The organism is Mesorhizobium sp. BHbdii (assembly GCF_053848045.1).
This window is the reverse complement of record NZ_JBSPKX010000003.1, coordinates 29092-44494: the sequence shown is the minus strand read 5'-3', so window position 1 is coordinate 44494 and position 15403 is coordinate 29092. Positions and strand designations below refer to the sequence as shown.

The 15403-nt window shown below is 63.6% G+C and carries 9 protein-coding genes; 7 read left to right on the top strand and 2 right to left on the bottom strand.

Annotation, left to right across the window (positions count from 1 at the left end; all coding sequences use genetic code 11):
* Position 1: 1 nt before the first annotated feature.
* The 7 genes from ccmE (at position 2) to ACWTU8_RS17190 (ending at position 10095) form a co-directional block, all read left to right on the top strand.
* Entirely contained in the window at positions 2-445 is a 444-nt protein-coding gene (gene ccmE / locus ACWTU8_RS17220) for a cytochrome c maturation protein CcmE (protein ID WP_455849119.1), read from the top strand.
* A 74-nt stretch (positions 446-519) separates the two neighbouring features.
* Complete coding sequence (locus tag ACWTU8_RS17215; RefSeq protein WP_455849118.1) at positions 520-2511, top strand: heme lyase CcmF/NrfE family subunit; 1992 nt, start codon at positions 520-522, stop codon at positions 2509-2511.
* Complete coding sequence (locus ACWTU8_RS17210; RefSeq protein ID WP_029354584.1) at positions 2508-2975, top strand: cytochrome c-type biogenesis protein; 468 nt, start codon at positions 2508-2510, stop codon at positions 2973-2975. The genes ACWTU8_RS17215 and ACWTU8_RS17210 overlap by 4 nt, the downstream gene beginning before the upstream one ends.
* Before the next feature lie 130 nt (positions 2976-3105).
* Positions 3106-4635: a DegQ family serine endoprotease gene (locus ACWTU8_RS17205; protein WP_455849117.1), complete on the top strand. Its 1530-nt coding sequence runs from the start codon at positions 3106-3108 to the stop codon at positions 4633-4635.
* Between the two features lie 354 nt (positions 4636-4989).
* On the top strand, positions 4990-5664 hold the full coding sequence (locus tag ACWTU8_RS17200; protein ID WP_455849116.1) for a winged helix-turn-helix domain-containing protein: 675 nt from the start codon (positions 4990-4992) through the stop codon (positions 5662-5664).
* 1 nt (position 5665) lies between these two features.
* Positions 5666-7135, top strand: coding sequence for an ATP-binding protein (locus ACWTU8_RS17195; protein ID WP_455849115.1), 1470 nt, complete (start codon positions 5666-5668; stop codon positions 7133-7135).
* Positions 7135-10095, top strand: coding sequence for a bifunctional [glutamine synthetase] adenylyltransferase/[glutamine synthetase]-adenylyl-L-tyrosine phosphorylase (locus tag ACWTU8_RS17190; protein ID WP_455849114.1), 2961 nt, complete (start codon positions 7135-7137; stop codon positions 10093-10095). Before ACWTU8_RS17195 ends, ACWTU8_RS17190 begins: the two co-directional genes overlap by 1 nt.
* 93 nt (positions 10096-10188) lie before the next feature.
* Here ACWTU8_RS17190 and ACWTU8_RS17185 read toward each other — a convergent pair whose 3' ends face one another.
* Together ACWTU8_RS17185 and pepN are read right to left on the bottom strand one after the other, a co-directional pair.
* Positions 10189-12516, bottom strand: coding sequence for a PAS domain-containing sensor histidine kinase (locus ACWTU8_RS17185; protein ID WP_455849113.1), 2328 nt, complete (start codon positions 12514-12516; stop codon positions 10189-10191).
* Positions 12517-12695: 179 nt separating this feature from the next.
* A complete protein-coding gene (gene pepN / locus ACWTU8_RS17180; RefSeq protein ID WP_455849112.1) occupies positions 12696-15341 on the bottom strand; it encodes an aminopeptidase N in 2646 nt (881 codons plus the stop codon).
* Positions 15342-15403 lie beyond the last annotated feature (62 nt).

Here is a 15403-nt window from a genome sequence, read left to right as displayed (position 1 = left end):
CATGACGCGCAAGCAGAAAAGACTGTCGGTGATCGCCGGAGGGTTGGCCTTCCTCGGTGCCGCCACCGGCCTGACCTTCTACGCGATCGGCCAGAAGGCCTCCTACTTCTACATGCCCGCCGATCTGACCACCGCCAACCTGCAGCCTCGGCAGCGTATCAGGCTCGGCGGCCTCGTCGAAAAAGGCACGATCGAGCGCGGTCAGGGGGCTACCGTCGCTTTTTCGGTGACCGACAACCAGAAGCAGGTCAAGGTCACCTACACCGGCATTCTTCCCGACCTTTTTCGTGAGGAGCAGGGCGTCATCACAGAAGGCATGTTTCGCCCGGACGGCGTCTTCGTCGCCGACAGCGTGCTGGCCAAGCACGACGAGAACTACATGCCTAAGGAGGTGGCCGACGGCCTCAAGTCCAAGGGCGTGTGGCAGGAGAGCAAGAGTGACTAAGCAGGTTCCGCAAAAGTGTCTCACGGTTTTGCGGCAAGAACCTGTGGCAAAACAAAAACCTGGCGGGCGCCACAATGGTTGAAACCGGACATTTCGCGCTGGTCCTGGCGTTCGCGCTGTCTTTGGTGCAGACGCTGGTGCCGATGTTCGGCGCGCACATGAACAACCAGAAGATGATGGCCGTCGGCGGTCCGGTCGCGGTGACCGGCTTTACCTTGACCGCTCTGTCCTTCGCGGCGCTGGCCATAGCCTATGCGACGTCCGATTTTTCGGTGGCCAACGTCTGGGACAACTCGCATTCGCTGCAGCCGCTGATCTACAAGATCACCGGCACTTGGGGCAATCACGAGGGCTCGATGCTGCTCTGGGTGCTGATCCTGACCTTTTTCGGCGCCCTCGTCGCGGCTTTCGGCCGCAATCTTCCCGCGACCCTTCGAGCCAATGTGCTGGCCGTGCAAGGGGCGATCGGCGCCACCTTTTTCCTGTTCATCCTGGCGACGTCAAACCCGTTCGCCAGGCTCAATCCGGCGCCGATCGAGGGCCGCGATCTCAATCCGATCCTGCAGGATCTCGGCCTCGCCATCCATCCGCCGCTGCTCTATCTCGGCTATGTCGGCTTCTCGATTTGCTTTTCCTTCTCGGTCGCCGCCCTCATAGAAGGCCGCATCGACGCGTCGTGGGCCCGCTGGGTGCGGCCATGGACGCTGGTCGCCTGGATGTTCCTGACCGGCGGCATCGCTATGGGTTCCTACTGGGCCTATTACGAACTTGGCTGGGGTGGTTTCTGGTTCTGGGATCCGGTCGAGAACGCCTCCTTCATGCCTTGGCTGGGGGGCACGGCGCTGCTCCATTCGGCGATCGTCATGGAAAAGCGCTCGGCCCTGAAGATATGGACACTGTTGCTGGCGATCCTGACCTTCTCGCTGTCGCTGCTCGGCACCTTCCTGGTGCGCTCAGGCGTGCTCACTTCCGTCCACGCCTTCGCCACCGATCCGACGCGAGGCGTGTTCATTCTCTGCATCCTGACACTGTTCATCGGCGGATCGTTGGCGTTGTTCGCCCTGCGCGCCTCGAGGTTGACGGCCGGCGGCCTGTTTCATCCGATCTCGCGCGAAGGAGCGCTGGTCCTCAACAACCTGTTCCTGACCACGGCCACTGCCACCGTGCTGATCGGCACATTGTATCCGTTGGCGGTGGAGGCCGTTTCAGCCGATAAAATTTCGGTCGGCGCGCCGTTCTTCAACCTGACATTCGGACCGCTGATGGTGCCGCTATTGGTCGTGGTCCCGTTCGGACCACTGCTGGCCTGGAAGCGCGGCGACATCTTCGCCGTCGCCCAGCGCCTGATGGCGGCCTTCGCCGCAGCGCTTCTGGCCGTTCTGGTAACGGCCTTGTTCATCGATGGCGCCTCGGTGTTCGCGGCACTTGGCGTCGGCCTGGCCTTCTGGCTGATCTGCGGCGCGCTCACCGATATTGCCGTCAAGTCCGGCTTCGGCACTGTCGCGCCCGGCGTCATGCTCAGGCGCTTCGCCGGCCTGCCGCGTTCGGTCTTCGGCACCGCACTCGCCCATCTTGGCCTCGGGCTGACGACGCTGGGCATCGTCGGCACGCTTTGCTTCGGCACCGAGAAGATCCTGTCGATGCATGCTGGCGAGACCGTGCAACTGTCCGGCCACACGCTGCGTTTCGAAGGGCTCTATCCGGCCCAGGGACCTAACTATAGCGAGGATCGCGGCCGCTTCGCTCTGCTCGGCGCCGATGGAAGCACTACCGCTGTAATCACCTCCGCCAAGCGCTCCTATCCGGTCCGACAGATGACGACGACCGAGTCCGGTATCAAGACGATCGGTTTCAGCCAGCTCTATCTCTCGCTTGGCGACGAGGGGACCGACGGTTCCGTCGTGGTGCGGCTGTGGTGGAAGCCGCTGGTGACGCTGATCTGGGGTGGCGGCCTTGTCATGATGGCGGGTGCCGCGATGTCGCTCATGGACCGGCGCCTGCGCGTCGGGGCACCGTCCCGCCGTCGCAAGACGGCGGGCGCCGTACCTTCCGCGAGCCTGCTATGACCGCAAGATTTTCACTGGCCTCCCTAGTCTTGCTGCTGACGCTGTTGTTTGCCGGCGCCGCACTTGCGGTGAAGCCCGACGAGGTTCTGGCCGACCCGGCGCTCGAGGCGCGGGCGCGGACGCTTTCGGAGCAGCTGCGCTGCATGGTTTGCCAGAACCAGTCGATCGACGAATCCGATGCCGACCTTGCCCGCGACCTGCGCGTGCTGGTGCGCCAGCGCCTCGTCGCCGGCGACACCGACCGGCAGGTGATAGACTACATCGTTTCCCGCTACGGCGAGTTCGTGCTGTTGAAGCCGCGCTTCAGCCTGCGCAATGCGCTGTTGTGGGGTACGCCGGTGTTTCTGCTCTTTGCCGGCGGGATTTTCATAGTATTGACCGCCCGGTCGCGCCGTTCGACGGCAACCAATGCGTTGACCGCCGAGGAGCAGGCGGAGCTGGACACTATTTTGCACCGGGACTGAAGGCGGCGGCGGCCCGCAAACATTACAAAAGTTTCATGCACCGGAAATGGCGCCGTAATGTGCGCGCCCCTATCTCTCTTGCCCGAGGATGCCGACCGAAGCGCATCCCTTGAAAGAGGATACGAGACCCATGAATATTGCCCCCAATTCAAATCCCCGCACCCGCAAACGCCTGTTGGCTGCCGCCGCTTCAGTGGCCATTGCCGGCGCGATCGGCTTCGGCGCGGTTGCCACCGGGACAGCCCCGGTCCTGGCCGAGGCGGTGCGTGTCGAGGCACCGCAGGTCCCGAGCTTCGCCGACGTGGTCGAGCGCGTTTCGCCGGCGGTCGTCAGTGTCCGCGTCAAAGCCAAGATAGAAACGACCGCCGACGACGGCTCCGACCTGCCCGACGCCTTCGGCGATCTTCCCGACGATCCGCAATTGCGCCGCTTCTTCAGGGAGTTCCGTGGCTTTGGCGATCAGGATGGCCGGGATGGAATGCGGCGTTTCGAACGCCGTGACCGCCAGCCGCGGCCGGTCGCCCAGGGTTCCGGTTTCTTCATCTCCGAGGATGGCTACCTCGTCACCAACAACCATGTCGTCGGAGACGGCTCGTCCTTCACGGTGGTGATGCATGACGGCAAGGAACTCGACGCCAAGCTGGTCGGCACAGATCCGCGCACCGACCTCGCTGTGCTCAAGGTCGAAGGCGACGGCAAGTTCACCTATGTCGACTTCGCCGACGATTCCAAGGTTCGCGTCGGCGACTGGGTCGTGGCTGTCGGCAATCCGTTCGGCCTCGGCGGCACGGTCACCGCCGGCATCGTCTCGGCCCGTGGCCGCGATATCGGCGCCGGCCCCTATGACGACTTCATCCAGATCGACGCCTCGGTGAACCGCGGCAATTCGGGCGGCCCGACCTTCAACCTCAACGGTCAGGTTGTCGGCATCAACACCGCGATCTTCTCGCCGTCCGGCGGCAGCGTGGGCATTGCCTTCGACATTCCCGCCTCGACGGCCAAACAGGTCGTGCAGGATCTGATGAAGGACGGCACCGTCCAGCGCGGCTGGCTTGGCGTCGAGATCCAGCCGGTCACCTCAGAAATCGCCGAATCGCTCGGGCTGAAGTCCGATAAGGGTGCGCTCGTTTCCAGCGCGCAGGAGGATGGTCCCGGCAAGAAGGCCGGCATCACCGCCGGTGACGTCATCACTCAGGTGGACGGCAAGGACGTCGCTTCGCCAAAGGAACTCGCCCGTCTGATCGGCGCTTACCAGCCCGGCAAGCCCGTCGACGTCACGCTGTGGCGTGACGGCAGGAGTGAGACCGTCAAGGTCGATCTCGGCACGCTGCCTTCGAGCGACAAGCAGGCTTCGGCCGACCAGCAGCCTTCCGCTCCGGCAAAGGCCGATACGCTGGCCGATCTCGGTCTCACCGTCACCAGGTCCGACGATGGCAAAGGGCTTGTGGTAACCGATGTCGATCCCGACAGCGATGCCGCCGATCGCGGCATCCAGCCCGGCGACGTCATCACCTCGGTCAATTCGACGGAGGTCAATGGCACCGACGACGTCGCCAAGGCCATGGCCGATGCGGTGAAGTCGGGCCGCAAGGCGGTGCTGATGCAGATCACCCGCGACGATAGCAACCGCTTCGTCGCGCTGCCTGTCGCAAAGGGCTGACGTCCACACTTTTCCGGTGCGGCGGTTTCAAACACCCCCGAGCCGCCGCACGGGAAAGCACGGGGCTTGAATACATTAGTTAGTCAGTCATCGTGTTCCGCCCCAGCGGCAGCGGGCGATGGGAGCCCGCTGCCGCTCGAACAAAGCATGACGGCATGTCAAACAACAAACCAGGTCGCCCAAAAGCCCGCCTCGGGCTTGATCCGAGGGTGCCGGCGGCTCGGCGTCAGCGACATTCCAAAACAAAGACTTACTGCGCATCCTTGAATCACTTTGTTCGCGAACGCCCTGATGAAGGCCACGATACATATGCCGGCCACTCAATCTTCCAGCGAAATCGCGTATAACGGTCCCATGAAGATTCTCGTCATAGAAGACGATCGCGAAGCGGCCGATTACCTCCAGAAAGCCTTTACCGAGGCCGGACACACCGCCCATGTCGCCGGCGACGGCGAAACCGGCTTCGCGCTCGCTGACTCCGGCGACTATGACGTGATGGTCATCGACCGCATGCTGCCGCGCCGCGACGGCCTGTCGGTCATCGCCGGTCTGAGATCCAGGGGCAACACGACGCCGGTGCTGATCCTGTCGGCGCTCGGCGAAGTCGACGACCGGGTCACCGGCTTGCGCGCCGGTGGCGACGACTATCTGACCAAGCCCTATGCCTTTTCCGAGCTTCTGGCCCGGGTCGAGGTGCTGAACCGGCGCGCCAGCGCCAGGGAAGCCGAAACCCTCTACCGGGTCGGCGATCTCGAGCTCGACAGGCTCTCTCATTCGGTGCGGCGCGCGGCGCGCGAAATCACGCTGCAGCCGCGCGAGTTCCGCCTGCTGGAATATCTGATGCGCCATGCCGGCCAGGTGGTGACGCGCACCATGCTGCTGGAAAATGTCTGGGACTATCATTTTGATCCGCAGACCAACGTCATCGACGTTCACGTCTCGCGGCTGCGCGGCAAGATCGAAAAGGGCTTCGACAAGCCGATCCTGCACACGGTTCGTGGCGCCGGCTATATGCTCAAGAGCGGGTAGCATGGCTCTTTCCATGCCGGCCATCATGAAGACGACGGCAGCGCGGCTTTCGGCGCTCTATCTCCTGCTGTTCGCCATATGCGCGGTGCTGCTCGTCTTCTACATGACTTCGCTCTCTGCACGCATGCTGACCGGCCTAACGCAAGAGACCATCAACGACGAAGTGCTCGGCCTCGCCCGGGCCTACCAGCGCGGCGGCTTGCCGCTGCTGGTCCGCGTGGTCGAGCAGCGCTCCCGCCAGCCCGGCGCCAATCTCTATTTGATTGCCGACACCAACGGCCAGATCCTGACCGGAAACGTTCAGAGCCTGGAGCCTGGCGTTCTCGAAGCCGAGGGCTGGACGACGGAGCCGTTTTCCTACCGGCGCTTCGGCGAGGGCGAGCTCGAGCGGCAACGCAACCCGGTGGCCGACCCAAACAAACCCAGTCAGAGCGAAGTCCAGGTCGAAGGCGAGAAGGGCCACAACGCCATCGCGTTGGTGCTGCGCCTGCCAAACCAGATGATCATGCTCGTCGGCCGCGATCTCGGCGAGCCTGAGCGGTTCCGCGCCGTCATCCGTCGCGCCTTGATGCTGGCGCTCGGCATGATGGCGCTCGGCGGGCTCCTGATCTGGTTCTTTGTCGGCCGCGCAGCGCTGAAGCGCATCGACATCGTATCGGAAGCCAGCCGCCGTATCATGGGCGGTGACCTCTCCGGCCGGCTGCCGGTCACCGGGGCCGGCGACGAGTTCGACCGGCTGTCGGAAAACCTCAATTCCATGCTGGCCAGGATCGCCACGCTGAATGAAGGGCTGAAGCAGGTCTCCGACAACATCGCCCACGATCTGAAGACACCGCTGACCAGGTTGCGCAACCGTGCCGAAGCGACGCTTTCCGGCAAGCACAGCACTACCGACTACCGCCAGGCGCTGGAAGGGACGATCGCCGAGTCCGACCAGCTGATAAAGACCTTCAACGCCATCCTGATGATCTCCAGGTTGGAGGCGGGCTACTCCTCCGAAAGCACCAGCCGGGTCGATCTGGCTGCGTCCGTGCACGATGTCGTCGAGCTCTACGAGCCGGTGGCGGAGGAGGCGGGGGTGACACTCGAGACCTCGGGTCAGGATGGCTTCGCCGTCGAAGGCAATCGCGAGCTGATCGGCCAGGCGCTATCGAACATCGTCGACAACGCTATAAAATATTCGACCGATTCGACCTGCAAGCCGACCGTCCGCGTGGCGCTCGATCGCGTCGGCAGGGAAATCAGGCTTTCCGTCACAGACAACGGCCAGGGCATTCCCGACGATGCCGATCGCGCCAGGGCAACCGAGCGTTTCGTGCGGCTGGAGAAAAGCCGCTCGCAGCCGGGTTCCGGCCTGGGCCTCAGCCTCGCCAAGGCAATCATGACATTCCACAATGGACGGCTTGATCTTCTGCCCGCCGATCCCGGATTGTCCGTCGTCATGAGTTTTCCCGAACGGGAGGATCGCTGATGGCGGTGAGGGCGGCTGGGGAACAGACCAACTGGCTTTTGAAGCCGGCGGCAAAGCTCGCTCCCCTGGATCAGAACCGCGCCAGGCGGGAATTGTCGGAAATCACTTCCGCCGCGCAGGAAGACGGGCTTACCCGGCTCGCGAAATTTCTCGCCGGCAAGGGCGCCAGTCAGGAGTTCCTCGCGGCAGTGTTCGATCTGTCGCCATTCCTGCGGGGCACCGTGCGCCGCCGCCCGCAGATCCTTGGTGCGCTTTTCGATGAGACCGTCGAGACCCGGTTGGCGTCGATCGGCTCCGCGATCGACAAGGCGGGGCGGGCGGAAGGCATTTCTGAAAACAGCCTGATGATGGAGCTGCGGCAATGGAAAGCGGAAGCGCATATCCTGATCGCGCTGGCCGACCTTTCAGGCGAGGCTGAAACTGCAATCACAGTACGGCGGCTGAGCGATCTTGCCGACGCCTGCACCCGCGCTGCTGTCGACTTCCTGCTTCGCGACGCGCACGGACAGGGCAAGCTCAAACTTTCGGACCCCGAGGATCCGGCGCGCCGGTCGGGCTGGATCCTGCTCGGCATGGGCAAGCTTGGCGCGCATGAGCTGAACTTCTCCTCCGACATCGACCTCGTCGTTTTCTTCGACCCGCAGGCGCTAGCCGTCGTCGATCCGCTCGATGCGACGGAGCTGTTTTCGCGCCTGACCCGCCGGCTGGTCCGCATTCTCCAGGACCGCACCGAACACGGCTATGTTTTCCGCACCGACCTCAGGCTTCGTCCCGATCCCGGTTCGACGCCGCTGGCGATCCCGGTCGAGGCGGCACTGCGCTACTACGAGGCGCGTGGCCAGAACTGGGAGCGCGCGGCCATGATCAAGGCGCGTCCGGTGGCCGGCGATCTCGCCGCTGGTGCTGCGTTCCTGAAGGACCTCCAGCCCTACATCTGGCGCAAATACATGGACTACGCGGCGATCGCCGACGTCCATTCGATCAAGCGCCAGATCCACGCCCACAAGGGCCACGGCGAGATCGCGGTGAAGGGCCACAACGTCAAGCTCGGCCGCGGCGGCATTCGCGAGATCGAATTCTTCGTCCAGACCCAGCAGCTCATCGCCGGCGGCCGCTTCCCCGAGCTGCGCGGCCGCGAGACCGTGCCGATGCTTGGCCAGCTTGCGGCACGCGGCTGGATTACGGCCGATGCGCGCGACGCGCTCGCTCGGCAATACTGGTTCCTGCGCCGTGTCGAGCATGCCGTCCAGATGGTCGCCGACGAGCAGATCCATATACTGCCGGAAGATGACGAAGGGCTCGAACGCATTGCCCGAATGCTCGGTTTTGCCGATGCGGCCGTCTTTGCCGAGGCCTTCCGCGCCGCACTCCATCAGGTCGAACGTCACTACGCAGCGCTTTTCGAAACCGCGCCCGAGCTTTCGGCCGGCATCGGCAATCTGGTCTTTACCGGCGATGTCGATGACCCCGATACGTTGCAGACCCTGCAGAGACTGGGATTTCAGCGGGCGAGCGACATCTGCCGGGTTATCCGCGGCTGGCATTTCGGCCGCTATCGCGTCACCCAGTCGGCCGAGGCGCGCGAGCGGCTGACCGAACTGACGCCGGCGCTGCTGCAATCCTTCGGTCAGACGCGCCGGGCGGACGAGGCGTTGATGCGCTTCGACGAATTCCTCGCCGGCCTGCCCGCCGGCATCCAGCTCTTCTCACTGCTCCAGTCCAATCCGGCTCTGCTGAAGCTGCTGGCGACGATCATGGGCGCGGCCCCCCGGTTGGCCGCCATCATCACGCGCCGGCCGCACGTGTTTGACGGCCTGCTTGATCCGGCCCTTTTGACCGAACTGCCGGACCGCGCCTATCTGTCCGGCCGTCTCGCCGCCTTTCTCGAAGGCGACAGAGACTATGAGGACGTGCTCGACCGCTTGCGCATCTTTGCGTCCGAGCAAAAATTCCTGATCGGCGTCAGGCTGCTTGCCGGCTCGATCGATCCGGCCCGCGCCGGCCGCGCCTTTTCCGATCTGGCCGATCTCACCATCGAAGCGGCGCTGCAGGCGGTCATCGCCGAGTTCGCGCTGCGCCACGGTCGCATCGCCGGCGGCACCGTTGCGCTGCTCGGCATGGGCAAGCTCGGCAGTCGCGAATTGACGGCCGGCTCCGACGTCGACCTTATCCTGCTCTATGATCACGACACCGATGCCGAAGAATCCGATGGCGACAAGCCGCTCGCCCCATCCCACTATTACAGCAGGATGACGCAGCGGCTGATATCAGCCGTGTCCGCGCCGACCGCCGAGGGCGTTCTCTACGAGCTCGACCTTCGCTTGCGGCCGTCCGGCAACAAGGGGCCGGTGGCAACCCATGTCGATGCCTTTAAGAAGTACCAGCGCAAGGACGCTTGGACATGGGAACACATGGCGCTGTCCAGGGCTCGCGCGATCGGTGGCGATCAAACGCTGTGCACCGAGGCCGAGGCCGAGGTGGCGGCGGTGCTTGCCCTGCCTCGGGACAGCGCCAAGGTGATGGCCGAGGCGTCCGAGATGCGCACGATGATCGAGAAGGAGAAGCCGCCACGCGATCTCTGGGACATCAAGCTGATTCCGGGCGGTCTCATCGATCTCGAATTCATCGCGCAGGTGGCGGTGATCACGGGAAAGATCGAAGCCGGCCGCCGAATCACCGGGACGGCGGAAGTCCTGTCGAGGCTGGCGCCGGATTTCGCTGAGGTCCAGGTCAGGCAAGAGCTTTGTGATGCTTATGCGCTTTATCTGGCGCTGACCCAGATGACGCGGCTCTGCATCACCGGCGTATTCGAACGGGACGACGTTCCGCCGGGGCTTTCGGATCTGCTTCTGGCGGTTACCGACCTGCCGGATTTTGGTGTGCTGGAAGCGCACCTCAAGGAGACAGCGCAAAAGGTCAGAAAGGATTTCGACCTTTTGCTTCGTGCGAAACGATCATGACGTCACAACGCCAAACGCCTGTTTCGAAAAGCATCGGGCGCGCTGTCCATTCGGCGTTTCCGAAAGTTCCAACCGCTTCACGACAACAGAGAGTCAGGCGGCGGCCCTGACCGGCTGCGTCGACTTCTTGATCGGAATGCGCACCGACACGATCGTGCCGGTGCCTTCGGTGGAGCGGATTTTCAAGGCGCCGCCCTGAAGCTCGGCCAACGAGCGTGAGATGGCAAGGCCAAGGCCGGAACCGGCATGGCTCTTGGAAAACTGGTTCTGCACCTGTTCGAACGGCCGTCCGAGCTTGCTCAGCGCCTCCTTGGGGATGCCGCAGCCATTGTCTTCGATCGTCAGGACCAGAGCACTGGACGTGTTGCGGGCCCTTACCGCAATGCGGCCGCCCTGGCCGGTGAATTTCACCGCATTCGACAGCAGGTTAATAATGATCTGCTTGATCGCCCGGCGGTCGGCGAACAGCGTCAGTGAATCGGGGATGCGCGTTTCGACGGTGATCGACTTTTCCGCTGCCTGCAGCGAGATGACGCGCACCGTTTCCCTCATCAGCGGACAGAGGTCGATTTCCTCCTGATCCATCGAGAACTGGCCGGCCTCGATCTTCGACATATCGAGGATGTCGTTGATGACGCCCAGAAGATATTTGCCGCTGCCGTTGATGTCGGTGGCATATTCCTCGTAGCGCGGCGAACCCAAGGGCCCGAACAGCGCCTGTTCCATCAGCTCCGAGAAGCCGATGATCGCGTTGAGCGGCGTGCGCAATTCATGCGACATGTTGGCCAGGAACTCGGATTTGGCCCGGTTCGCCGCCTCGGCGCGCTCGGTTTCCTTCATGTATTTGCGATTGAGCTCGACCAGTTCGCGCGACCGCTCTTCCTCCGCCCGGCGGGCAAGGCTGAGATCGTGGATCGTCGCCATCAGCCGGCGCTCGCTGTCGACCAGCTTCTCCTGGTGCAGCTTGATCTGGGTGATGTCGGAGCCGACCGAGACGGTGCCGCCGTCCCTGGTCCGCAGCTCGTTCACCTGCAGCCAGCGGCCATCGGCAAGCTGCCGCTCGAAGGTCACGCCGCCTTGCTGCCCGTTGGTGTTGGCAAGCCGGCGCTCCGAAGCGAAGGCAAGCATGCGATCTTCGAGAACGGCGCGCGAGGCGCCTGGCATCACGTCGCGATCCGACAGACCGTTGTCCTGCTGGTACTTGGAATTGCACATGATCAGGTGCTGGGCGGAATCCCAGAGCACGAAGGACTCGTTGATGTTTTCGATGGCCGTTCGCAGGCGAAGATCCGCGGCCTCGGAGCGCAGCGCCAGGTGCCGCTGCTCGGTGACGTCAACGGCGATGCCGATCAGCTGGATCTCCGGCGCTTCCGGGTCGATCACCTGCGCCCTTGCGCGCATCCACACCCATTGCCCGTCGGCATGGCGCATCCGGAACACCTGGTCGATGTGATCGATCTCGCGGGCGACGATTCTGTTGGCGAGCTGGAACAGGTCGCCGTCCTCGGGATGGATGATCTCGTCGACCTCGCCGAACGACAGCATTGCGTCACAGGGCTCATAGCCCAGCATGTCGTACATCGACCGCGACCAGTACATCTTGCCGCGCACCATGTCCCAGTCCCACAGACCGCAGCGGCCGCGCACCAGCGCCATGTCGATGCGCTGGTGCGCTTCGAGATAAATGCGGTCGGCCGCCTGGGCGCGCGCCGCCTGGCCGAAATAGGCGTAGAGGATGACGATCAGCACGCCCGCTGTCAGCACGAACAGCGTGACGTTGAGCGAAACGGTCTTGCGCCAGGTGTCGAAGACCGCATCCTGCGGAACGAGCGCTGCGGCAGCACCGTTCCTGCCGTTTGTCAGGCTCACCGCCGCGTACCAGTCCTGGCCGCCGATTCTGACCTCCATCACCCCGGCGCGGTCGCCGAACATGAACAGCGGCTGACCGCCCTGGGCGATGGCGTCGAGCGACCGCCCTTCCCAGCCCGTCGATTGCCGTGTCACGGCAACGATCTTGAACGCGCTGTCGGTGACCGCAAGCACGTGGCTTCGGCCCATCGCGCCCTGACGGCTGATGCCCTCCAACAGGTCCTGCGTCGCGCCAGGCGTTGAGCCCAAGTTCGCATCCGCGCTAATCGAACTGGCCAGTTGGCCCGCCGCGAGCGAGAGGATCGCCTTGGCGTCGCGTTCCACGCCGTCACGCTCGTTCATCAGCGACAGGAACCGCAGCGCCGCGATGACGACCAGGAAAATGATGATGAGGGCCGGTATCGATCGGCGCAACAATGGCTCGGCTGCCAGAAGCCGTCGGTAGGCGGGTTCGGCGATGAGCCGCGCGTTGCCGGCGAGACCATCGCTTCTCGCCTCACGCCGCTCAAAAGCTGTCCCTCCGGGCGCGCCACACGCGTCCGCCTTCGCCATAAATGGCTCTCCCCGATTTTAAATCTGCTTGATGATCCGGCGACGCCGCACTTCCGAATCTTCAGCTAAAGAATCAAAGGTGATTCGGCTTGTCCATAGGCGCGGCGAAAAAAGATTAAAAATCGACTAAAATAGTTCGGCGCCGACTGTCCACCTCCCCTCAAGGGGGAGGGGAAACCTCACGCCAGCGTGCGCTCGACGATGTCCCGCAAATCGGCCGATAGGTTCTCGGCATTGGAGATCGAAAGCAGCGCTTCCCTTGCCTTGGCCTGCCGGGCAGGTTCGAGCGAGCGCCATGATCTGAGTGCTGTCGCCAGCCGGGCGGCCAACTGCGGATTGCGCTTTTCGACCTGCAGGACCGTTTCGACGAAAAACCTGTAGCCTTCGCCGTCGGCGCGATGGAAGCCGGTCTGGTTGGCGCTGGAAAACGTGCCGACGAGCGAGCGCACCCGGTTCGGGTTGGCCATCGAGAAGGCCGGATGGCTGGTCAGGGCGCGCACCGCGTAAATGGTTTGCGGGCCGGGCACGCTGGCCTGGATCTGGAACCATTTGTCCATCACCAGCGGATCGGTCGTATATTTCGCTTCGAAGTCGGCCAGCGCCTTGACCGTCTCGGGCGAACCGCTGTGGCGGAGCGCAAGCACGGTCAGTGCGGCGGCGCGGTCCGTCATGTTGGTCGCGGACTGGAAATGCCGGGCCGCAAGCGCCGCACCTCCCGGCAGCAGCGAGAGATAGTCGAGCAGGATGTTGCGCAGCGCCCGGCGCCCGGCGCTCGTCGCATCCGGACTGAAAGCGTCCTTGTCGGCCAGTCGATGGTAGAGGTCGGAGAATATCTCGCGGTTGGCCTCGGCGATCGCGGCCGTCAGCGCCTCGCGGGCGGAGAAGATGGCATCGGGATCGATGTTCTTGCCGATGTCGCGGGCGATATCGGCTTCGCTCGGAAGCGCCACAGCCAACGCCCGATACGCCGGTTCGAGTGTCTCGTCGCCGGCTATTTTGCCGGCAAGCCCGGTCAACCGTGATGCGAAACCGGGCTGCTGGCCGTCAAGGACCTGGCGGAAGGCTGATATCAGCGCCTCGGTCAAAAGCGTGTTGAACGCCTGCCAGCGCGAGAAGGTATCGTTGTCATGGCCGGCAAGGAAGAACTGATCGTCGGCCTTCTGCTCGACGGAAAGCGTCACCGGCGCCGAAAAGCCGCGATTGAGCGACATCGCCGGGCGCTCGCCAACGCCCGAGAAGCGCACCATGTGCCGGCGCCTGCGGATATGGATGACGCCGTCCTCGACGCTGGCGCCCTCGACGCCGCTATAGGCTACCGCTTTGCCGTCGGTGCCGACTAGGCTGAAGGCAAGCGGAATATGCATCAGCCGCTTGCGGCTTTCGGACGGCGTCGGCGGCACCGACTGCTCGATCTCGAGCGTGAACTCCTGCGCTGCCGCATTGTGCGTCGAACTGATCGTCAGATTGGGCGTGCCCGCCTGATGGTACCAGAGCGAAAATTGCGAGAGGTCGCGGCCGGACACATCTTCGAACACCTTGATGAAGTCCTCGATCGTCGCAGCCTCGCCGTCATGACGCTCGAAATAGAGATCCATGCCGGCCCGGAACGTCTCGCTGCCGAGAATGGTACGGATCATGCGCACCACTTCCGAGCCCTTTTCATAGACTGTCGCTGTGTAGAAATTGTTTATCTCGCGGTAGCGGCGCGGCCGCACAGGATGCGCCAGCGGTCCCTGGTCTTCGGGAAACTGATGTGCCCGCAATGTGCGCACTTCGGCAATGCGTTTCACCGCTCGCGAGCGCTGGTCGGCGGAGAATTCGTGATCGCGGAAGACCGTCAGCCCTTCCTTCAGGCAAAGCTGGAACCAGTCGCGGCAAGTGATTCTGTTGCCAGTCCAATTGTGGAAATACTCATGCGCGATGATCGCTTCGATATTGGCGAAATCGGCGTCCGTGGCGGTCTCCTGGTCGGCCAGCACATATTTGTCGTTGAAGATGTTGAGGCCCTTGTTCTCCATCGCGCCCATGTTGAAGTCGGATACGGCGACGATGTTGAAGACGTCGAGGTCGTATTCGCGGCCGAACGCCTCCTCGTCCCATTTCATCGACCGTTTCAGGGCGTCCATGGCATAGCCGGCGAGCCCCTCCTTGCCCGGCTCGACATAGATGCCGAGCTCGACCTTCCGGCCAGACAACGTGACGAAGCTGTCCGCGACCTTGCCGAGAGCGCCCGCCACCAGGGCGAACAGATAGGACGGCTTGGGGAAGGGGTCGTGCCAGACTGCGTAATGCCAGCCGTCGGCAAGTTCGCCACTGCCAGCCGGGTTGCCGTTGGAAAGAAGCAGTGGCGCCTCGTGGTGCCGCGCCTCGATGCGCACCGTATAGACGGACAGAATATCGGGACGGTCGAGAAAATAGGTGATGCGCCGAAAGCCCTCGGCCTCGCATTGCGTGCAATAGACGTTGCGGGAGCGATAGAGGCCCATCAGGGCTTCGTTGTGCGCCGGCGCCAACTCGGTTTCGATCAGGAGCTGGAAGCGGGATGCTGCGGGCAGCGTGGTGATCGTCAGCTGATCGGGCGTGGCAAGAAAATCTGCCGGCGTGAGTGTCCGGCCGTCGATTGCGAGGCGGCTGAGCGTCAATCCATCGCCGTCCAGCACCAGCGGCACTGACGCCGCGACACCGTCGCGGCGTTCGACCGTCAGCACGGCCATGACGCGCGTGGCTTCTGGCGACAGGCGGAAAGTCAGGCCGGTTTCCGGAATGAGATAATCGGTGGGGCGATAGTCTTCGAGCTTGAAGACCTGGCCGGTGTCCGTGCGCATTCCGTGGGGTTTCCTGTCGATTCCCGCAGCGGCAGGTGGGTCCGCTGGTCTAAGAAATTTGA

What these genes read in the sequence shown, in the direction of transcription:
- ccmE (WP_455849119.1), top strand. Translation starts at nt 2, where the DNA reads ATGACGCGCAAGCAGAAAAGACTGTCGGTGATCGCCGGAGGGTTGGCC.
- ACWTU8_RS17215 (WP_455849118.1), top strand. Translation starts at nt 520, where the DNA reads ATGGTTGAAACCGGACATTTCGCGCTGGTCCTGGCGTTCGCGCTGTCT.
- ACWTU8_RS17210 (WP_029354584.1), top strand. Translation starts at nt 2,508, where the DNA reads ATGACCGCAAGATTTTCACTGGCCTCCCTAGTCTTGCTGCTGACGCTG.
- ACWTU8_RS17205 (WP_455849117.1), top strand. Translation starts at nt 3,106, where the DNA reads ATGAATATTGCCCCCAATTCAAATCCCCGCACCCGCAAACGCCTGTTG.
- ACWTU8_RS17200 (WP_455849116.1), top strand. Translation starts at nt 4,990, where the DNA reads ATGAAGATTCTCGTCATAGAAGACGATCGCGAAGCGGCCGATTACCTC.
- ACWTU8_RS17195 (WP_455849115.1), top strand. Translation starts at nt 5,666, where the DNA reads ATGGCTCTTTCCATGCCGGCCATCATGAAGACGACGGCAGCGCGGCTT.
- ACWTU8_RS17190 (WP_455849114.1), top strand. Translation starts at nt 7,135, where the DNA reads ATGGCGGTGAGGGCGGCTGGGGAACAGACCAACTGGCTTTTGAAGCCG.
- ACWTU8_RS17185 (WP_455849113.1), bottom strand. Translation starts at nt 12,516, where the DNA reads ATGGCGAAGGCGGACGCGTGTGGCGCGCCCGGAGGGACAGCTTTTGAG.
- pepN (WP_455849112.1), bottom strand. Translation starts at nt 15,341, where the DNA reads ATGCGCACGGACACCGGCCAGGTCTTCAAGCTCGAAGACTATCGCCCC.